Genomic DNA, 20,654 nt, shown 5'->3' on the forward strand with positions numbered 1-20,654 from the left:
TTGATGCGCCGGACGGTTGTCTGCAGGGGGGCAGGTGGCTCACAGGATCAAGCCGGCGGCATCGCTTTGAATGCGTTTCCGCCAGGTTTTGAAGGTGTGCGCCTGCTTGGTTTTGATCAGCACAGGTGTCTGACGTCGTAATGCGCTTACCGTTCTCAGATGCGTTGTTTGCAAATACACGTCCGATAGTGATGCGCTGGTCGCGTCTGATGGCACGTATTTTCCACTTCTGTGCGGCGGTTTCGCCCGCAGCGCTGGTGCTGTTGCTGATGGGCGTGCATGACGGCGCCTTGATACGCACCTATGGCGTGTTGGCCCTGCTGGCAGGCCTGCTGACCCTGCTGGTGTTCACTGCCTTCGGCATGTACGGGCGGGAGATGTTCAGCAACCGGGTACTGATCCGCTCGACGATCGTGGCCTGGTCGGCAAGCTTCGGCCTGGTGCTGATGCTGCATACGGTGTTCCGGGTGATTGCCTATCTGCCGGTGAAGATGGCGCTGCTCTGGTACCTGACGACCCTGTTGCTGCTGGTGCTGGGGCGGCTGTTGATGCTGGCGTTCTTCCAGCGTCGCATCCGCGCGGGCCACTTTGTGGGGCGCTCGGTGATTCTGGGCGCAACGGAGAACGGCGGCCGGCTCGCGCAGCACATGCAGCAGAACGTGGATATCGCCAGTGGCCTGCTGGGGTTCATCGACGACCGCAGCCCGGAGCGGATCAGCTCGCACCTCCGCCCACAGCTGATTGGCAACTTCACCTTGCTTGAGCAGCTGATCCGCAACAACGAGGTGGACCAGGTGCTGATGGCGCTGCCAGCGGTGGCGGAAGGGCGCAACCACCATTATGTGGAGCTGCTCAGGAAGATGCCGGTGCAGGTCTTCCTGGTGCCGGAAATGCAGGCCTTCAATTTCGCCTTGCCGCGCGTGGCTGACATTTCCGATGTTCCGATGCTGGTGGTGTCCGAGCCGCCGTTGAAGGGTTGGGCGCCTGCCTATAAAAGGGCCGAGGACATCATTCTCGCCAGCCTGGCGCTGTTGCTGCTGTCACCGCTGATGGGCTTGGTGGCGGTTGCGATCAAGCTCGATTCACGCGGCCCGGTTCTGTTCCGGCAGCGGCGCTATGGCTACAACCACCAGCTGATCGAGGTCTACAAGTTCCGCTCCATGTTTCACGATCAGCGTGACATGGATGCGCAGACCCAGACCCGCGCCGGCGATCCGCGCGTCACCCGGGTCGGCCGCTTCATCCGCAAGAGCAGCATCGACGAGTTGCCGCAGCTGTTCAATGTACTGGCCGGCAGCATGTCGATGGTGGGCCCGCGCCCGCACGCCACGGCGACCAAGGCCGCAGACGTGTTGTTCGAGGAGGCCGTGGCCAACTATGTGGCCCGGCACAAGGTGAAGCCCGGCATCACCGGCCTTGCGCAGGTACATGGTTACCGTGGTGAGACCGATACCGTCGAGAAGCTGCAGAAACGTGTCGAATATGATCTTGCCTACATCGAGAACTGGTCGCTTGGCCTGGATGCCTTCATCCTGCTGCGCACCTTGCCGGCGGTGCTGTCGATGAAGGCGGCCTATTGATGGCCCGGCCACGTGTTGCCCTGATCATTCCCGTGCGCAACGGTGAGCCGCATATGGCGCGGATGCTGCCGGCGCTGCGTGCACAATCGCTGCAGCCGGACGAGTTGCTGATCATCGACAGCGCCTCCAGTGACGGCAGCGTCGCCCGTTGGCGCGAATACGGGGCGCGGGTGGTGGAGATCGATCCGCGCGACTTCAACCATGGCGGTACACGCCGCCTCGCAGCCGGACTGGTCGACGCTGATGTGCTGATCTACATGACCCAGGACGCCATACCGGTGCCGCCGAACGCGCTGCAGGCGCTGGTGGACGGTGTGCATGCCGCCGAAGATGTGGGCGTGGCCTATGGGCGCCAGCTGCCGCACCCGGAGGCCGGTGTTCTGGCGCGGCATGCACGTGCCTTCAACTATCCGCCGCAGGGCCGCATCAAGCGCCGCAGTGACGCTGCCGAACTGGGTATCAAGACCTGTTTCAGCTCCGACGCGTTCTGCGCCTACCGCGCCGATCTGCTGGCCGCTATTGGTGGCTTCCCGCAGGATGTGATCGGCACCGAGGACACGCATGTCGCGGCGCGGATGCTGCTGGCCGGCCACGCGGTCAATTACGTGGCTGCGGCCGAGGCCTGGCACTCGCACGATTACACCATCGTGGAGGAGCTCAGGCGCTACTTCGACATCGGCGTGTTCTATTCACGCGAACGCTGGATACGGCAGAACTTTGGCGGGGCAGGCGACGAGGGCGGGCGTTTTGTCCGTTCCGAACTGCAGGCGCTGCGCCACGCCGGCGTACTGGCCGCCGTACCGGGCGCGCTGCTGCGCACCGCTGCAAAATTCATCGGCTATCGTCTTGGGCATATGGAGCGGCATCTGCCGCTGCGCCTGAAGCGACGCATCGGAATGTTTACCGGCTATTGGAGCAAATCATGAAATCCCTGCGATTGGTGCTGCCGGCGCTGCTTACTCTTTTGGCGACGTCGTGTGCGATGTCCAATGTTGTGCAACTGCCCGCCAGCAAGGTCATCGGTGAGCGCCAGATCAGCAATTTCAGCCCGGAGCAGCTGCCCAAGCCGATGCTCAAGGTGCATGTCGGTGACGTGCTGCGGATCGTGCGTGATGCACAGACACCTGCGGAGAAGGACGAGGCGACGCTGTACCGGGTCCGGCCCGACGGCACTTTCGCCTATCCCTTCATCGGCATCGTCAAAGCCGGTGGGCGCAGCCCCGAGGCGATCGGCGAGGAAGTCAGCCAGCGGCTGGATGCGATCTACCGTGAGCCACGGGTGACCATCAATATCGCAGAGGCTCCCGGCAGCCGGGTATATGTGGGTGGCGCGGTGCGCAACCCGGGAGCGTTCGACCTGATGTCGGCGGTGACCGTGCCGCAGGCCATCACCGCCACCGGTGGCGTGCTGCCAACCGCCGACAGTCACCACGTGGCGCTGGTCCGCCAGGACGACGACGGCGTGCAGCAGGTGTACTTCTTCGACTATGCGCAGCTGCTGAGCCCGGCCACCAACGGCAAGGCAGGGGTGCAGCTGCAGCACGGTGACCTGGTGTTCGTGCCCAGCTCGCGGATCGGCAATGCGATCCAGCGGGTGGACATGTATGTGGGCCAGCTGCTGATGTTCCGCGGCTTTGGCGCATCGGCGAACTATCAGATAAACGAGCCGTCCTATCGGATCAACAACCCAAATGGGAGCGTGCCGTGATCGAGGTCCGTAGTCTTCGCGACGCGCTGCGTCTTCTTTTCATCTTCGCGCGCGAGTTCCGGCTGACCTTGCTGGTCACCATCGCGGTGGTGGTTGCTGGTGCCTTCCTGCTGCCCAACCGCTACGTTTCCGACGCACGCCTGCTGGTCAAGCCCACCCAGAGTGCCAGCGTGCAGCTGCCGGTGCAGCCGGGCCCGGAGTCGGGCTTCGTGCAGCAGAGCCCGCAGCGTGATCCGCTGCTGGATGAGGAAAAAATGGCGACCAGTGCGCCAGTCATGCTGAAAGTTGCCAAGGCCTATCTGGCCATGTCGTCGGTGCCGCCGCAGGGTGGCTGGGCGCGTTTCAAGTTCCAGCTTGGAAAGGCGGCCGCCTGGTGCAAGGAACTGGTCCGCGACGTGTTCGTGGGGGTGGGCCTGATGGACAAGGCGCCGCCGGAGGACCGTCTGGCAGCGCGCCTGGCAAAGCGGCTGGCGGTAAGCCATGACCCGGGCTCGAACGTGATGGAGATGCGTGTGACCTGGGGCGATCCGCAGGTGGCACAGGGCATCTCGCGGGCCTGGGTGGATGCGTATTTCGACGAGCGCGCCAATGCCGCCGGCGGCGATGCCCTGTTTGATTTCTACCAGCAGCAGAACACCGAGCTCAACGACACCATCATCAAGCTGAAGCAGCAGTTGCGTGATCGGCTGCGGGTCATCGATGCCACCAGTGTCGAACAGCGTATCGAAGATGTGACCGATCAGCTGCAGAAGCTCTATCGCCAGCGCCGCGAGCTGCAGGCCGAGCGCGAAGCGCTGCGGGGGATACTCGGTGCGGCCGGGCGGCAGTTGCCGGCGGTGGCCGGTGAAGTGATGACCGAGCGCGAGATCAGCCTCAATCCCGCCCGCGAAGACCTGAAGCTGAAGTTGAATGGCTTGAAGCAGCAGCGCCTGGATCTGCTGCGCAATTTCAAGGAAGGCGCGCCGCCGGTGCGGGCGCTGGATGAAAGTATTGCCGGCCTGGAAGCGGAGATCGCCGCGGTCAATGACAACGTGGTGCGTTCGCGCAACATGGCCCCCAATACCCTGGGCACCCGCCTGCGCCAGGACATGCAGGACGCACGCATCAATGTTGCCAAGATCGACGCCAACATCGCCGAGATCGACGAACAGCTCAAGCAGCTGCAGGCCGCACGCGAGGAAGTGATGTCGGCCGAGCCGTCATTGTCGCGGCTCAGCCTGGAACTGGGTTCGGCCGAGAAGACCTTCGCCCAGTATTCGGACTACCTGCTGCGGGCGCGTGTGATCCGTGATCTGAACCGCAACCGGCTCAGCAATGTGGCGCTGGTCGGTGAGTCGAGCTTCACCCCGTCGCGGGTTTTCCCCAAGAGCATGTTGATGTTGCTGCTTACCCTGCCGGTGGCGTTGGCCGTGGCATTGGTGGTGGTGTTCGTGCTGTATCTGCTGGACCAGCGCATCCACGACGGCGGCCGCATCGAGAAAACCTTCAATGTGCCGCTGTTGGCCACGGTGCCGGAAATTGAACGCGACCAGGATGGCTCGCAAGCACTGCGCGCGGCGCTGTATCGCATCTATTGCCGGCTGCCGTTGGAGCAGATTGCCGAGCGCGGGCTGTCGCTGGGTTTGACGTCAAGCCGTTCCGGCGAGGGCGTCAGCTTCATCGCCTCGCGCCTGGCCATCGTGCTCAGGCAGCAGGGCTATACGGTGCGCGAGGGCGCACTGCCGGCCCAGCCCGGCGAGATGGTCATCGTGCAGGCGCCGCCATTGAGCGACGAGCATGCGCTGATAGCGTTGCGCGGCTGCGACCGTATCGTCCTGGTCGTGCAGGCACGCAGCACTACCGTTCCCGCGGTGGAAAGTGCTTTGGCGCTGCTGCGCGACGCGCTGGGCCGGGTTGATGGCATCGTGCTCAACCGGCGCGTGTTCGAGATTCCTGCCAGGTTCTGGAAGCCCATCAGTCGCTGGCTTGGGGCGTACTGAGTGAAAGTCGCCCTGCTCGCGCCACTGCCGCCGTTGCAGAACGGTATTGCCGACTATGCCCAGGCGTGGATGCAGGCGCTGCGCGGCGTGGGCGTGGACGTGCAGGTGCCACCGCACCGCGACGGCGCGGGCTGGGATACCCACGACGCGGATTTCTGGCAGGGCGTGGACATCGTCCATGCACAGCTGGGCGGCGGCCGTGGGCCGGAGTTCGTCGCGCTCGAGCAGCTGCGTGCGCGCTGGCCGCAGCTGGCCAGCAGCGCGACCGTGCATGATCCGGAACGTTTGGTATGGCGTTCGCCGGACCCTGCGCGCGGCGTTCTGCGCCGCGTGGCGACGTGGCCGCGACCGCTGCCGCAGCTGCTGGCGTTGGCACAGGACCGCAGCACGCTCGCGCGCGAACGCAAGCTGGCAGCAGGCCTTGATGCAATGGTGGCCTTGACCCGCACCGGCGCTACCTGCCTGCGCGAGCGGATGCGGAGCGCACCGGACAAGGTTCACTTCATCGCACATGGCAATCCACTGTTCTCCCCGGCGGAGCTGCCCTCGGACGACGTCGTACGGTTGCTGTATTTCGGCTTCATCTACCCAGGCAAGGGCATCGAAGATCTGTTCGAAGCTGTGGCCGAGGTTTTCCGCATCCGGCCACAGGCGCGGCTGGTGTTGACCATGGCCGGTGGCTCGTCACCCGAGCTGGCCTTTGGCAGCCGTGGCAACTATCTGACACAGCTGCGCGAACTCGCCGGCGGGCTGGGCATCGCGGAGCGGATCGTGTGGCAGCTCGACCTGCCAGCCGAGGGAATACCCGCTTGCGTGCAGGCGCACCACGCGATGGTGTTGCCGTATCGTGATTCGCGCAAGCTGGCGCTGCTCGGCAGGATGCGCGGCACCAGTGGTGCGCTGTCGTGGGCCAATGCGTGCGGGCGTGGAGTGATAGCGTCCGACGCGCGCGCCTTTGCCGAAGAAGTTTCGTACGACAACGGGGTGGTCTTTGCCCAGGGCCAGAGCCAGGCCCTGGCGCAGCGGATTGTTGCATTGCTGGATGCGCCATTGCTGGCCCGCGAATGGGCGGTGGCGGCATCGGCGCTGGGCAGGCAACGTCAGTGGTCGACGATTGCAGATGAATTTGCGGCGCTGTTCGCATCGGTAGTGGAGCGTAAGCGATGAAAGAGCCGGGCGTGTTCAAGATGCGGCTGACGCGGGTACTGGGCGCGGTGTTGCTGGCTGGCACGCTGCTGTGGGGCGTCAGCGCCTGCGCCAAAGGCGAGCGGGCCGGACCGGAACTGGTGCCGCCGCGGCCGGTGGTGTGGGCGGACTATCTGGGCGTCAATGCGCATTTCCTGTGGTTCGAGCCGGCCCGCTACCGCAAGCAGATGGATCAGTTGCAGGCCTTGGGCCTGCAGTGGGTGCGGGTGGATCTGCATTGGGACACCATCGAACCGCGGCAAGGACAGTTCCGCTGGGATGTGCTTGATCCGCTGATGGCGGAAATGGAGCGGCGCGGCCTGCAGGCCGAGGTGTATCTGGTCGGCTCGGCACCGCATGCCACCTCGGCACCGGCGGGCAGCCCCAATCCTGACCAGTACCCGCCGAAGGATCCTGCACTGTATGCGCGCGCCATGGTGCAGCTGGCTCAGCGTTACCCGAAGGTGGTGGCCTGGCAGGTGTGGAACGAACCCAACCTGCCCGCATTCTGGCAACCCCGCGAGGATCCTGCCGCTTACGGCCAGTTGCTGCTGACCACCGTGCAGGCAATGCGCCGCGAAGCCCCGGGCCGGAAGATCGTCCTGGGCGGCATGGGCTATTTCAGCCAGATGCCTACCCGTAACGGCGCCTTGATGGTGGAAGCGCTTGCCAAGGGCGGGCTGTTTTCGCTGAACGTGATCACCGCCTACCACCCGTACTCGCTGTATCCGGAGGGCGATGATGCGCACGCGATGGACTTCGTGCAGCGCGCCCGCCAAGGCAATGCATCACTGCGCGCCGCCGGTGCGGGCGAGATATGGGCCGACGAATGGGGTTGGTCAAGCTATGCCGGGCCCAAGGAAGAGCAGCCCATCATCGGTGCGCAGGGGCAGGCCGACTTCGTTACCCGGCGTCTGGCGTTGATGAGTGCGCTGGATTACGACAAGATTTTCCTGTTTGCCCTGAGTGACTTGGACAAGCGTGCAGGCGCGCGCGACCGCCGCTATGGTCTGCTCGACGAAGCCGGCGACGCCAAGCCGGTATACAGCGCGGTGCAGCGGCTGCTGCAGATCACCGGGCCGCGCCTGGTGCCGGGCAAGGCACCGGCATTCAATGGCGCAGCGCCGGGGTTGATCAGCATTGGCTGGCAGCGCCCGGACGGCCGCCGGCTGTGGTTGTTCTGGGCGGCGCAACCCGGGCAGGTCCAGGTTGATGGGCTCAGCCAGGCGGTGCTGCACGACGTGCTGACGGGGGCGCGCAAGCAACTGGGCAGTGGCGATGCGGTGCAGGTGCCGGTGTCGACCTCGCTGTCGGTACTGGAGTGGTGATGCGGCCGCTGCACATCCTGTGGATCCTGCCGTATCTGCCGTGGCCGACTACCAGCGGCGGCAAACTGCGCCAGTACCATCTGCTGCGCTGCCTGGCCGCGCGTGGGCATCGCATTACCTTGCTGGTGCAAAGCAAAGTGCCGCTGGATGCCGCGACCCAGGCACAGCTGGAACCGCTGCTGGAACGGCTGGTGGTGCTTGAGCGGCGGCCGCTGCGCTCAATGAAAACCATGCTCGCCGGGCTGCTGTCGCCGGCACCGCTGCTGGCCTCGGTCAACGGCTACGCGCCAGCCTTCAGCCGTACGCTGGAGCAGTTGCTGCAGCAACCCTGGGATGTCGTGCAGTTGGAACACTCCTATATGTTCGAGCCGTGCCGCGGCCCACTGCGCAAGCATCAAGGCGGTTTCCTGCTCAGCGAACACAATGTCGAATCCACGCTGGCAGAGGTGACCTACAGTCGTCTGCCGGCGGTGTTCAGGCCATTGGCGCGGCTGGACCGTTGGCGTTACCAGCGTTGGGAGCGCCGGGTTGTTGCCGCCGCGCGCAAGGTGGTGGCGATGACCGAGGACGATGCCCGGGTGCTGGCGGCTTACAGCCGCCAACCGGTCGCGGTGGTGGTCAACGGCACCGATACCGGGGCGTTCTCGGAGGTGATGGCTGATCATGCCGCACGGCGGATTTTGTTCGTCGGCAACTTCGAGTACGCGCCCAATATCGATGCGGTGGAGTGGCTGCTGGACGAGATCATGCCGGCGATATGGGCGGCGGAACCGCAGGTACGTCTATGCCTCTGCGGCTACGCATTGCCGGCGCAATGGGCCGAGCGTTGGCCGGATCAGCGTATCGAGTGGCTTGGGTTCGTGCCCAGCCTGCAGCCGGTGCAGGCCAGCAGCAGCCTGTTCCTGGCTGCGCTGCGCGATGGTGGCGGTTCCAAGCTCAAGGTGCTGGAGGCGATGGCGGCGGGCTTGCCGGTGGTCGCTACGCCGCAGGCAGTGTCCGGCCTGGATGTGCAGCGTGGCACGCATTACCAGGGCGGGGTGGACACGGAGGCGCTGGTTGCTGCGGCCTTGCAGTTGTTGGCCAATGCACCGCTGGCGCACAGCACCGGTGAGGCGGGCCGTGACCATGTACGCGCGCAACACGATTGGCAGCGTTCCGCAGATCAGCTGGAGGCGGTGTACGCCGGGCTGACATGCGCATAGGCATCGATTACCGGCCGGTCACCGCCGCACCGCATTCGGGTATTGCCCGGCAGGTGCTGGCCCTTGAGCAGGCGCTGTTGGCCGAAGGCTGCGAGCTGCTGCGTTTCAGCATGGCGCCGGAAGGGCATCCGCACCGGCAGCTGGCCATCTGCCCGCCTGCGACGCCGGCCAGCGCCGGCCTGCATCGCCCGCGTTCGCGGCTGGCCTTCGAGCTCGGCTTCCTTCCGGGCGCACTGCGGCAGCACGGCGTCGATCTGTATATCGCCACCGCCAACAGTGGTTTGCCGCTGCGCCGCCCGCCTACATTGCGCAGGCAGGTACTGTTGCTGCACGACGTGTTCCAGCTGACCTTGCCCGGCCGTCATGCCAGCTGGTTGCACGGGCGTGTCTATGGCGCCATGGATCGTTTTCTTATTGGGCACGCGGTGCGCGGCGCCGACGCGATCTGGACACCTTCGCAGTTCAGCGCCGCTGCGCTTGCACGGCTGTATCCGCGTGCTGCCCAGCGCACCTCGGTGCTGTCCAATGCGGTACTGCCGCTGGCGGCACCCAGTCCCACGCCCGATCCGGCGTTGCCCGCGCGCTACTGGCTGGTGGTGGGCACCCGCGAGCCACGCAAGAACATCCCGTTCCTGTTGCAGCAGTGGAACGCGCTGCGCGTCGACGGCCACGCGCTCCCGGATCTTGTACTTATCGGTGACCCTGCCGATGTCCCTGCACAACTGGCGGCGCTGTCTGGCCTGCACTGGCGCAGCGGCCTGAGCGACGCGCAGCTGTCGCGGCTGTATCACGACGCCGGACGCCTGCTGCACCCGGCAACCGCCGAAGGATTTGGTTTGCCGGTGATCGAGGCATTGAGTTGCGGCACGCCGGTCGCGGTCGCCACCGGCAGTGCGCTGGATGAGATCACGCCGGCACAGGCGCTGCGGTTTGATCCGCAGGACGCGGCCGCGCTGCGCCGCGCGCTGCTGGCTGCGGCAGCGGGGCGCGCCGAGCAGGAATCCACTGGCGCCCTGATGTTGGCCGCACAGCGCTACAGCGCCGGCCCCTATCAACAACGGGTGGCGCAGCTGTTGCAGGAGGCATGGCGATGAGGCTGGGCACCACTGTCGCCGTGCTGTGCGGCCTGCTGTTCGGCAGCCTGCTGCTGTTCCTGCCGCCGTCGAAGTTTTTCGTGGTGTTGGCGGGGCTGCCGGCCGCCTTGGTGGTGCTGCGTTGGCCGATGGTGGGACTGTCGCTGTTCGCGCTGGTGGCCACCTTCATGCCGTTCAGCACGTTGCAGGTGGGTTTCCGCTTCACCCTGGCCGAGGCGATGCTTGGGCTGACCTGGGCGGGGGTGGCGCTGCAGTTGTTCTTCCAGCGGCTGGAGCGGCCGCAGTGGGGTAGCGTCGAGCGTGGCTTGCTGTTGTTGATGGTGTTCAGTGTGCTGCCGTTCCTGGTTGGCCAGGTGATGGTGGTGGCCGATGGCAATGGCCCGGTCAACTGGGTGCGCTGGTTGGCCAACCTGTCGCTGCTGTTGCTGGCACCGCTGATGCTGTCGCAGGAAAAGCAGCGCGAACAACTGATGGTGATGCTGCTGTTGGGCAACCTGGCCATGTTGCTGCTGTCGCTGGGGATGTTCGTCAAATCACGCAGCGCGCTGGACATGATTCCAGTGCTGGAGAAGATGCACTACGCGCACCCGGAGGCGTTGCTGGATATTTTCAGTGCCGAGAACGCGCGCCTGGGCTCGCCTTGGGTTCACCCCAACCTGACCGGCGGTGCGATGGCGATGTTCGTGCCACTGGCGGCCTTCTACGGCCTCTACCAGCACGGCTGGCGGCGCGCATTGGGCGCGACAGTGGCCGTGCTCGGCTGTGCGGCCCTGCTGTTGAGCAGTTCGCGTGGCGCCATTCTGGCCATCGGCCTGGTGCTGCTTTGGCTGTCCTGGCTGCGGGTTCCCTATGCGCGTGCGATGGTCATGGCCGGCATCATCCTCGGCGGGGTGCTGGCGCTGACCTATGCGCCGCTGCAGGACCGTCTGGCAACGATGTTCTCATCGGACAATGCCAGTACCGAGGTGCGTGTGGATGAGTACAAGCGTTTCCCGGAGGCGGTGGCGCGCTATCCCTTGGGTATCGGCTTCCGCACCGAACCGCCGGTGCCGGGCAGTGGCCTGCTCGGCATCTCCAATCTGTGGCTGTACTACATGTACAAGCTGGGAGTGCTGGGCATGCTGCTGTATTGCGTGGTGACCTGGCGCTGGTGGCGACAGGTACGGCCGCGCGGCAAGGTGGTCACGGTGGATGGACGCAACGGGCTGTGGATGGGCTGCACCACCGGCCTGGTAGCGGCCTTGCTGACCGGGCTGATCGATCACTATTACAGTTTCACCATGGTGCTGGTGGCCTTGTTCTGGCTGCTGATGGGTCTTGGCCTGCAGAGTGCGGCCTCGGTGCCCTCCGGTACCCCTGGCCAGCCTTTGTCGAGTTTGAGGAAGCAGCAATGAGACACCGGATTTTTCATTCCATGGATCTGCGTGCACGGCTGGGCGACTATGCGGCCCGCATGCAGGTAACGCCGGCTGCGTTGGCCGAGGCCTACGATTGGTTGTTGGCCAACGAGGGCGCATTCGAGGAAGCCAGCGGTGATCAGGTGCGGGTATCGATCTGCTCGGTGGATATCGAATCGCAGCTGCAGCATCCACTGGGCAAGCAGCTCTACCACGTGCTGAAGACCGAGGTTCCTGCGCAGCTGGTGCCGCGCTATGGCATCAACTGGCCGACCTTCAAGGACCGCTGCCTGCGCCTGTGGGAGCAGGTCTACAACATCGCCATCAACAAGGTGCCGTTCCATTGGGTGCGGCTGACCTGGCTGCGCATCGGCGGCGCGAAGATCGGTGAGGGTTCCACGATATGGCGCAACACCGAAGTACTGGGCGTCAACAATCTGGTGATAGGCAAGGACAGCGTGATTGCCTGGCATTGCCAGATCGATGCCCGCGCCGGCCTGCGCATCGGTGACCATGTTGCCATCGCTTCGCACGTGCTGATCATTGCCGGCTCACACGATCTGACCGCACCGGAGTTCTGGTCGGTTTCCGCGCCCATCATCATCGAAGACTACGTGTGGATTGCCAGCCGCGCGCTCGTCGCGCATGGCGCGCACCTTGGCCGTGGCTGCGTGATCACCGCCAATACCGTGGTGGCCAAGGACGTGCCGCCCTACAAAATCATCGGCGGCACCGGGGCCAAGCCAATGGGTGAGAGGCCGCACAACCTGTCCTACCGGGTGGGTGGCAAGAACATCCTGACGCTGCTGCACTGAGCATGTTCCGCACCACGCTCTGGTTGACGGTGGTGACGGTAGCCGGGCTTGCGCTCGGCTTCGGCCGCGAGTGGCTGCTGGTTGATGCCTGGGGCGCAGGTGCACGTACCGATGGTTTTCTGGTGGCGCTGTTCCTGCCCGAAGCCATCCGCATGACCTTGGCCGCGGGCCTGTTGTCGTCGGCCGCGCTGCCGCTGTATCAACAGCTGGATGTGGAGCGCCGCAGCGGGTGGGTTTCCACCCAGGTGGCGAGCGTGTTGTTGACCGGTGTGCTGATCAGCCTGGTACTGGCAGTGGCTGCAGGCCTGTGGGTCAGGTTGATCGGTCCGGGGCTGGCGCCTGCGGCGCAGCACACTGCGCAATCCAGTCTGCTGGTGCTGTCCTGCGTGATACCGATGCTGCTGCTGCATGCATTGGCAGCGGCGGTGGGCCAGGCCCAGCAACGTTTTCTGGTGGCCGGTCTCGGCTCGTTTCTCTACAACCTGCCGCCGGTGCTGTTGTTGCTGCAGCAACGTGGGGCAAGCGATGAGCGCAGCCTGTCGTGGGCATTCGTTGCTGGTGCCGCACTGATGCTGTTGTCGGTGTTGCCACTGCTGTGGCGTGGTGGCTGGCGGCCGTGGCGCTGGAATTGGCGGCGGCGCGACGCTATCGATCTGTATGCCCGGCTGGGGCCACTGCTTGCCAGCGCCGGTGCCAGCCAGGGGCTCGTGCTTGTGGAGCGCATCTGCGCTTCTTTCCTCGGCGAAGGTGCCATCACCCTGGTCAACCTGGCGCGCAAGCTGGTCAACCTGCCTTTGGTCGCACTGATGAGTCTCAACCAGGTTGTGTTGGCGCGCATGGCGCAGTTGGATGAAGACCTCGCCGCGCGGCGCGCTGCTTTGCGCTTTGGTCTGCTGCTGACGGCGGCAATGACCATTCCTGCTGCAGCCGGCATGATTGGCAGTGCGCCGTCACTGGTCGAAGTTCTGCTGCCTTCCGGCATGCAGCACGGGCCGTTGCCGATGTTGCTGGCGTGGTTTGCATGCGTGATTGTTTTCGGCGCATGGAATGCCTTGCTCGCGCGTTACGCCTACGCCATCGGTAACACGGTCTTGCCGATGCGCTATGAGTTGGCGGGCAGCGCGGTCAACGCCTTGGCACTGGCGTTGGTGCCGGCAGTGACGGGCATTGCCGGTATTGCCTGGGCTGCGTTGGCCGGATGTCTGGTGACTGCCCTGCTGTTCCTGCGGCGCTACGCGCTGCTGGGTGATCCATTGATGCGGCGATTGCCGGTACTGGCGATGCTGGCGTTGGCCGGGGCGGTGCCGCTGTTCTGGCTTTCAACGGGAGTGTGGCTGCAGATTTCCGCCGCTGCGCTGTACGCGCTGGCATGGCTGCTGTTGCTGGGAAGTTGGTGCCTACGCGTCGCGCGTGCGCCGACGGTTGTTCCGGCGAAGTTGACTTGAGTGGGCGGCTTGAACAGCCGACATTGACGCTCATGCAACGCGTTTGAACCGCGCGTTCTGCATGCCCATTCGACTGTGCCTGGCAACGCTGCGCAGTTTCAATGGGCCACCGACAACAGCCACGGTGTGCTCAGCGCCGTGGCTGTTCTGAAGTGGACGGTTACAGATAAGTGATCTGTACCAGATAACCACTGCTGCTCGTTGACTGTGCAGCCAACCGGTACTGGATCGAGAACAGCCGTTGCTGGGCCTGTGGCAGCGGCGCCATCAAGGTGGTCGCGGCATACGGATCGGCAGCAGAGCCGACCGGTATGTTGCTGCCCGTGTCCAGGGTTTCCACACGGATGGCCGCGCCCTGGGTTGCACGCGGGCAGTCATCCAGGCGCAGCTGCTGTGCCTCCACTTCAAGTGTGGTCGCGCAGCCCGGGCTGGTTATCCGGCCGCTGAACTGCACCGTGCCACCACTGGCATGCGCCGGTGCGCTGATCGCAACTAGTACAACGCCAAGCAGGAAAGAACGGTTCATGGCGGCGCTCCGCGTTGGGGCCTTCAGTAAGCGCCCGCCCATCGCAATGCAGAAGACGCAAAGTGCCGTTCTGCTGGAGGCGATCACGCAGCGAAGGTGATTTTCATCAAGGCGCGTTTTTCCAATTGATGACAGGTGTTTTTTTCAGACGCTGTTCGGCGGTTTCAAGGGGCCAGGTGGTGAAACTGGGCAGCTCTATCCCATCGATCGATATGCGGAAGTTGCTGGCTTCCACGTCTAAGCAGCGGCGGCAAGTCAATTCGCAATTTTTGTGGAGGTCGTCACACTATTAATTGCTAACGTTCGCTCCCGGACCTGACAGGCGATCGCTGCGTTCTCACCACGGTGCAAACCGGTGAGGTACCGCTCCGGATCGCTTGTTTCCCTCCGCACTCTCTCCAATCACCAGGGCAAGGTAAACGCAATGCGCACTGTCACTCTCTGTGTAGCTTTCGTACTCGCGGCTGTTCCGTTCGCGTCACGCGCGGTCGATGGCACCATCACGTTCAACGGTGAAATCACCGACAAGACCTGCACCATCGTGACGCCGCAAGGTACCGATTTCACCGTTACCTTGCCGACCGTATCCAGCAGTACGCTCGCAGCGGCTGGCCAGGTTGCAGGGCGCACGCCGTTTTCGATCAATATTTCCGATTGCAATCCAGGCGAGGTGGCTACTTACTTCGAGCCTGGTGCGACCGTGGATCTTGGGTCCGGGCGTTTGAACAACGCGGCGACCACCGCTGCCGCGACGAAGGTCCAGTTGCAGTTGTTGGGCGCCAACAATCTGTTCCTGCCGGTGGTCAGTGCAGGTGCGGGCAGTACGCAGGCCAACTCGCAGTGGGTAACGGTCAATGCCGGCGGCTCGGCGGACCTGAACTACTTCGTCGAGTACTACGCCACCGGTCCTTCCACGCCGGGTGAAGTTACCAGCAGCGTCAAGTACACGATCATCTACAACTGATCCCCGGCATATTCGCTTGCCGGCGAGCGCAGGTTCGGCCGGCGGTGTTCCTTCAGGGGGCTGGCTGTGACGATTTTCCTATCGAGAGTGCTGCTCGCCGGCCTGGCGTCCGTTTGCCCGCTGCAGGCGCTGGCAGGCGTAGTGATCAACGGTACGCGTGTGATCTACCCGGCCCAGGCCAGGGAAGTGACGGTGCAGGTGGACAACGTCGGGGAGTCTCCTTCGCTGGTGCAGGCCTGGGTCGACAGTGGCGACCAGAGCCAGACTGCGGAAAACAGCGACGCGCCCTTCATGCTGACGCCGCCCATCAGCCGGGTTGAACCCGGGCGCAGCCAGGCGTTGCGCCTGGTCTTCACCGGAGCGGACCTGCCAGCAGACCGCGAATCGGTGTTCTGGCTCAACGTATTGGATGTGCCGCCGTCGCCGCAGGCTGGCGGTGACGAGCAGAACTATCTGCAGGTGGCATTCCGCTCGCGGATAAAACTTTTCTACCGGCCGCGAGGCTTGCCAGGCACTGCCAATGAGGCGCCGCTTGCACTGCGCTGGCGTCATGAAGGTGACGTGCTGCGCGTAAGCAATTCGACGCCCTACAACGTGACATTGGCTGAGGTGCAGGTGCTCGATGGTGGTGCACAGCGCAGCGTGGAGCAGCAGGGAAAAATGATCGGACCGCACCAGGACCTGCAGTTGAGTGTGAGTGGCAGGGTCGAGCGCGTGCGATTCATCAGTATCAATGACTACGGTGGACGGGCCGAGCATACCGTCAGCGTCGACGCGGGCGGCTGAGCCGGGGCACGAGTGCCAAGCAGGCCGTGGATAAGTTGTCGCGCAATCGTCCTGAAGGAACGTAGGCGTGATTGAGAGCAGATCGGGAGTGACCATCCAGCGCATCATCGCGCGCTGTCAGCCGCCATTGGCGCCGTATGTGTACTGGATCGCAGTGGCGGTGTACCCGGCTGCGCTGTCTGCTGCGCCGGCACCAGCATCGGCAAATCTGGGCGAGCAGGCCTTGCTGGCTGCTGCCGCGCCAGCGCCGGCGCGCGCGGAGTTCGATTCGGATTTTCTCTCCGGTCACGGCCCAAAGGTGGATCTGTCCGCTTTCAGCAATGGCAATCCGATGGTGGCCGGCAGTTATCGCGTGGATATCTACGTCAATGGCAGCTGGCAGGGCCGGCGCGACCTGCAGTTCAAGGCCGGTGCGGATGGTGTTGTCAAGGCCTGTCTGGGGATGCCCTTGCTGGAGGAAATCGGGGTGGACACCACACAGCTGCCAGCTGCAGAACCAGCGGTGCCGCTGACCGGCGCCGATGACTGTGTGCAGATCGCACAGCGCATGGCCAATGGATCCGGCCGGTACGACAGTGCCAATCTGCGCTATGACCTGAGCATCCCGCAGGCCTTTCTACGCCGCGAAGCACGTGGTTACGTGAACCCCGCACTGTGGGACCGCGGTATCAATGCCGCCTTCCTCGGCTACAGTTTCAATGCGATTGACAGCGATGTGCGCTTGCCCGGGGGGCGTCGCAATCGCACGGCATACCTGGGCTTGAACATGGGGTTGAACGTAGCGGGTTGGCAGCTGCGCCAGGATGCGAATCTGACCTGGAACGACGCGCACGGCAATGGCGCACATTGGCAGCGTATCGCCACCTACGCACAGCGCGGCATTCCGCAGGTGCGTGGCATGTTGACCATCGGTGAGGCGTTCAGCAACGGCGAGTTGTTCGACTCGACTGGCTATCGTGGCATCAGCTTGGCCAGCGATGATCGGATGCTGCCTGATTCGCTGCGCGGTTATGCGCCGGTGGTACGCGGCATCGCTGAAACCAACGCACGGGTGGAGATTCGGCAGAATGAGCAGCTCATCTATTCGGCAAGCGTATCGCCGGGCAACTTTGTCATCGAGGATCTGTATCCAACGGGTTATGGCGGCGACCTGGAGGTGACTGTCATCGAGGCGGACGGACGCCAGCGTGCCTTCAAGGTGCCGTTCGGCTCCGTGCCACAGATGCTGCGCCCGGGCGTGTCGCGTTATGCGCTGACAGCGGGGCAGGTGCGCAACGAACGCCTGCTGGATGAGCCTTGGCTGCTGCAGGGCACTTATCAACGCGGTATGGGCAATCGGCTGACGCTGTATGCCGGCAGCGCGTTGAGCGAGGGCTATACCTCCGTACTGTACGGCGCTGGTGTGGCGACGCCGCTGGGTGCATTTGCCGCGGACGTGACGCATGCGCGTACCCGCTTGCCGGCAGCCGGTAGCAGGCAGGGCGCGAGCGTTCGTTTGAGCTACAGCACCTTGTTGGGTGATACCGGCACCGATCTGACGTTGGCTGCCTACCGCTACTCCACCCGTGGGTTCTACAGCCTGCAGGATGCCTTGTATACGCGTGATGCCATTGACCGTGGCGTCAGCACCTTGCCCATTGGACGCCAGCGCAGCCAGCTGCAGTTGACCTTGAACCAGCCATTGGGTCAACGCCTCGGCGCCGTGTACCTGACCGGCGCGGTGCGTGATTTCTATGATCTTCCCGGGACCAGCACGCAGTACCAGCTGGGCTACAACACGGCGTGGCGCTCACTCAACATTGGTTTTTCGGCCCTGCATACCGAGGACGGTCAGTTCGACCGCAAGGACACCCAGTATCTGCTCAGTGTGAGCATGCCGCTGGGCCGCAAGGGGCGCCCATTGTCACTGACGACCGATCTTGGCATGCGCGAGCATGGCGGCTACGACAGCAGCCGCGTCGGCATCACCGGCAGTGCTGGCGTCGACAACAACTTCAACTACGGCGTGGCCTTGTCGGATAGCCGCGATGGCGGCACCAGTGGCATTGCCAACGCCAACTACCAAGGCCGCTATACAGCACTCAATGCTTCCTATGGCTATTCCAGCGACTTCCGCCAGGTCTCGCTGGGAGCGAGCGGTTCACTTGTTGCCCATGCCGGTGGTGTGACCCTGACGCCGCAGCGGGGTGACACCATGGTTGTGGTGCAGGCCGAGGGCGCACGTGATGCACGGCTGACCAATGCGGCGGGTTTGCGCATAGATGGGCGCGGCTACGCGGTTGTGCCGTATGCATCGCCTTACCGGCTTACCACCGTTACGTTGGACCCGCAGGACATGTCGCGGGAGGTTGAGCTGGAAAGCAGCAGTCAATCCGTAGCGCCATATGCGGGGGCAATCAGTTTCCTGCGATTCGAGACCCGCAGGGGGCGTGCTGTGCTGGTGCAGGTGCGCACGGTGGATGGCCAGCTGCTGCCGTTCGGTGCGCAGGCCAAGGATGCGCAGGGCCAACCGGTTGGTATGGTCGGACAGGCAGGGCGGCTGTACCTGCGCAGTGAGCAGGATCACGGTCACCTGCAGCTTGCCTGGGGTGAAGGAGCTGACCAGCAATGCGGAGTTGACTATCAGTTGCCAGCGGCGCTCGCAACGGAACCGATGGGGTTCATCAGGGTGGAGGCGACATGTCGTTGATCAGTGGCCTGTGGCGCAATCGTCGCCTGTTTGCCTGCGCACTCGGTGGGATGTTGCTGGCGCCGGGAGTGCAGGCCCGGTGTGCACTCAACCCGGGGCCATTCGTGCCGCAGGATGTGCAGATGGACATGGGGCAGGTGATCATCCTGCCGGGCCTGCCGGTAGGCGGGCTGATCAAGGAACTGGTGGTGGTTATCAACGAGCGTGCGGGGGCGGCGCAATGCAGCACCGCTGGCAGTGCCATCGGCATCTTCAACAACGCGGCGCAACGCGTTCCCGTGCCGGGTTTCAGCAATGTGTTTGCAACGGATGTTGTTGGTGTTGGCATCCGCGTCTACCGTGATTCGGGTGACATCAAAGCGTTCTACCCGCATACGTTGCTGCTGCCCAGCAGCAACAGCGTGCGTCTGGCAGGTGGCACATTCCGTGTGGAGCTGATCAAGACGGCGGCGGTAACGGGTTCAGGCCTGATTGCTCCGGCCGGCAGATTCACCACCTATTACTTCGATGGTGATGGGCCCACCAAACCCGTGCTTGTTTCGACTTTCAAGGGCTCGGGCACGACAGTGGTCAATCCAACCTGTTCGGTGCAGGCGGGTAGCCGCAACATCGTGGTGGAGTTTGGTTCGGTGCCGGCCAGCACCTTCAGCGGTGTGGGCAGCCGGGCTGCTGACCGTGATTTCGACATCCGCCTGGCGTGCCAAGGCAGCAATGTCGCACAGTTCCAGAGCAGGATCGGTATTCGCCTGGACGCTGCCCAGGACAGCTCCAACCTGCCTGGGGTGCTGCCACTGACCGCGGCTACGAATGCGGCAACAGGTATTGCCATTGAGTTGGTGCAGCGTGCCGGCACTGCCGAGCGGCAGGTGCGCTTTGCCCAGAACATCGACCTGGGCCTTAGCGTACCCGGGCCGAGCACCATGAGCCTGCCGTTGCGCGCGCGCTACATCCAGACCCGTGCCGGCAGGGTGACGCCGGGCAAGGCCAATGGCACGGCAACCTTTACCATCCAGTACAACTAGAGGACCAGCATCACCATGCAGTGCCGGACCACTACTCCGGTTGTGAAGACTCCAGCCTGACTCCGCACGCCCGTGGCGGAACCCGTCTGCCCCGTTCTAGAATGCTGCCTTGCCATCAAGGGGGCAGTGCATGGGGATGCACGCGGATACCAGCTGTATCAATTGTGGTCGCGGGGCCGGCGGTCCCGATCAGAAGTATTGTCCGAACTGCGGTCAGCCGACCCCGGCACATCGCATCGACTGGCATTTCCTGGGCCATGAGCTGGAGCACAGCGTGCTGCACATGGACCGCGGCATCCTGTACTCGCTCAAGCAGCTGATGGGCCGGCCGGGTCGCCTGCTGCGTGATTACATCGAAGGGCGGCGCGGCAACCAGGTCAAGCCACTGCTGCTGATCACGATGATGTCGGCGCTGGTGCTGCTGTTGAATCGTTTGGTTACCGGCAACAGCATCTTGGACAGCGGTGCACCCGAGGTAATGTTTGCCGGCCAGGCGTTGCCGGCGGAGGTGCTGCGGTTCGTGGCCGCATCGCGCACGGTTGCTGCCTGGATCGAGTCACACTTCGCTGCATTCACGCTGCTGTTGCTACCGATCGAAGCGCTGGCGTTCCGGTTGGTCTTCAGCCGTTACAGCAAGCTGAATTATCCCGAGTGGCTGGTGATGACCACGTTGCTCACGGTGCAGGCCTTTGTCATCTGGTCGCTGCTTGTATTGCTGCACCGCTGGGTGCCGAATACCCAGCTGCTGGCCGGCATGCTGGGCATGATCTACAGCGTGGTTTCGCTGGTGCAGTTCTTCCAGCATCGGCCGACATGGTCGACCGTGTGGCGCAGCCTGTTGGCACTGGGCTTGTTTTCGGTGGTCAGCGCGATGCTGATATTCGCTGCCACCATCACGGTGATGGCGCTTGGTTGACCCGCCAGCGCTGGCGCT

General features: G+C 64.0%; 17 protein-coding genes. 16 read left to right on the plus strand and 1 reads right to left on the minus strand.

What is annotated here, in order from left to right; genetic code table 11:
• The first annotated feature begins 209 nt into the window (after window positions 1-209).
• From BCV67_RS12945 to BCV67_RS12995, 11 genes are read left to right on the plus strand one after another with little or no spacing between them, the layout of a single operon-like run.
• Window positions 210-1,580 (plus strand): undecaprenyl-phosphate glucose phosphotransferase, encoded by a 1,371-nt coding sequence (locus BCV67_RS12945; RefSeq protein WP_197430021.1) that lies wholly within the window; start codon window positions 210-212, stop codon window positions 1,578-1,580.
• On the plus strand, window positions 1,580-2,506 hold the full coding sequence (locus tag BCV67_RS12950) for a glycosyltransferase family 2 protein (RefSeq protein ID WP_062169373.1): 927 nt from the start codon (window positions 1,580-1,582) through the stop codon (window positions 2,504-2,506). Before BCV67_RS12945 ends, BCV67_RS12950 begins: the two co-directional genes overlap by 1 nt.
• Window positions 2,503-3,288: a polysaccharide biosynthesis/export family protein gene (locus BCV67_RS12955; protein ID WP_065868123.1), complete on the plus strand. Its 786-nt coding sequence runs from the start codon at window positions 2,503-2,505 to the stop codon at window positions 3,286-3,288. Before BCV67_RS12950 ends, BCV67_RS12955 begins: the two co-directional genes overlap by 4 nt.
• Window positions 3,285-5,267: a GumC family protein gene (locus BCV67_RS12960; RefSeq protein WP_062169369.1), complete on the plus strand. Its 1,983-nt coding sequence runs from the start codon at window positions 3,285-3,287 to the stop codon at window positions 5,265-5,267. Before BCV67_RS12955 ends, BCV67_RS12960 begins: the two co-directional genes overlap by 4 nt.
• Window positions 5,268-6,434 carry a glycosyltransferase gene (locus BCV67_RS12965; RefSeq protein WP_062169367.1) on the plus strand — a complete coding sequence of 389 codons (1,167 nt, stop codon included), beginning with the start codon at window positions 5,268-5,270 and terminating at the stop codon, window positions 6,432-6,434. It begins immediately after the preceding gene.
• Window positions 6,431-7,780 (plus strand): cellulase family glycosylhydrolase, encoded by a 1,350-nt coding sequence (locus tag BCV67_RS12970; protein WP_062169365.1) that lies wholly within the window; start codon window positions 6,431-6,433, stop codon window positions 7,778-7,780. The genes BCV67_RS12965 and BCV67_RS12970 overlap by 4 nt, the downstream gene beginning before the upstream one ends.
• A complete protein-coding gene (locus BCV67_RS12975; protein ID WP_197430014.1) occupies window positions 7,780-8,982 on the plus strand; it encodes a glycosyltransferase family 4 protein in 1,203 nt (400 codons plus the stop codon). Before BCV67_RS12970 ends, BCV67_RS12975 begins: the two co-directional genes overlap by 1 nt.
• Entirely contained in the window at window positions 8,973-10,076 is a 1,104-nt protein-coding gene (locus tag BCV67_RS12980; protein ID WP_062169363.1) for a glycosyltransferase family 4 protein, read from the plus strand. Before BCV67_RS12975 ends, BCV67_RS12980 begins: the two co-directional genes overlap by 10 nt.
• Window positions 10,073-11,470 (plus strand): O-antigen ligase family protein, encoded by a 1,398-nt coding sequence (locus tag BCV67_RS12985; RefSeq protein WP_062171782.1) that lies wholly within the window; start codon window positions 10,073-10,075, stop codon window positions 11,468-11,470. The genes BCV67_RS12980 and BCV67_RS12985 overlap by 4 nt, the downstream gene beginning before the upstream one ends.
• Before the next feature lie 20 nt (window positions 11,471-11,490).
• The gene (locus BCV67_RS12990; RefSeq protein ID WP_231732395.1) at window positions 11,491-12,288 is read left to right on the plus strand and encodes an acyltransferase; all 798 of its coding nucleotides are present in this window, start codon (window positions 11,491-11,493) and stop codon (window positions 12,286-12,288) included.
• A gap of 2 nt (window positions 12,289-12,290) precedes the next feature.
• Window positions 12,291-13,733 carry a lipid II flippase MurJ gene (locus tag BCV67_RS12995; RefSeq protein ID WP_062169359.1) on the plus strand — a complete coding sequence of 481 codons (1,443 nt, stop codon included), beginning with the start codon at window positions 12,291-12,293 and terminating at the stop codon, window positions 13,731-13,733.
• A gap of 160 nt (window positions 13,734-13,893) precedes the next feature.
• Here the strand turns inward: BCV67_RS12995 and BCV67_RS13000 are convergent, their stop codons facing one another.
• Window positions 13,894-14,259, minus strand: a complete 366-nt coding sequence (locus tag BCV67_RS13000) for a hypothetical protein (RefSeq protein WP_062169357.1) — start codon at window positions 14,257-14,259, stop codon at window positions 13,894-13,896.
• A 424-nt stretch (window positions 14,260-14,683) separates the two neighbouring features.
• On the opposite strand from BCV67_RS13000, the gene BCV67_RS13005 reads away from it, so the two are divergent.
• From BCV67_RS13005 to BCV67_RS13025, 5 genes are all read left to right on the plus strand, one after another.
• Window positions 14,684-15,223, plus strand: coding sequence for a fimbrial protein (locus tag BCV67_RS13005; RefSeq protein ID WP_062169355.1), 540 nt, complete (start codon window positions 14,684-14,686; stop codon window positions 15,221-15,223).
• 66 nt (window positions 15,224-15,289) lie between these two features.
• On the plus strand, window positions 15,290-16,009 hold the full coding sequence (locus BCV67_RS13010) for a fimbrial biogenesis chaperone (protein WP_065868124.1): 720 nt from the start codon (window positions 15,290-15,292) through the stop codon (window positions 16,007-16,009).
• Between the two features lie 67 nt (window positions 16,010-16,076).
• Complete coding sequence (locus tag BCV67_RS13015; protein WP_231732394.1) at window positions 16,077-18,698, plus strand: fimbria/pilus outer membrane usher protein; 2,622 nt, start codon at window positions 16,077-16,079, stop codon at window positions 18,696-18,698.
• Window positions 18,689-19,720: a fimbrial protein gene (locus BCV67_RS13020; protein WP_062169351.1), complete on the plus strand. Its 1,032-nt coding sequence runs from the start codon at window positions 18,689-18,691 to the stop codon at window positions 19,718-19,720. Before BCV67_RS13015 ends, BCV67_RS13020 begins: the two co-directional genes overlap by 10 nt.
• 283 nt (window positions 19,721-20,003) lie before the next feature.
• Window positions 20,004-20,636 carry a DUF3667 domain-containing protein gene (locus BCV67_RS13025; protein ID WP_231732510.1) on the plus strand — a complete coding sequence of 211 codons (633 nt, stop codon included), beginning with the start codon at window positions 20,004-20,006 and terminating at the stop codon, window positions 20,634-20,636.
• Window positions 20,637-20,654 lie beyond the last annotated feature (18 nt).

The organism is Stenotrophomonas nitritireducens (genome assembly GCF_001700965.1).
In the GTDB taxonomy this organism is placed as follows: domain Bacteria; phylum Pseudomonadota; class Gammaproteobacteria; order Xanthomonadales; family Xanthomonadaceae; genus Stenotrophomonas; species Stenotrophomonas nitritireducens_A.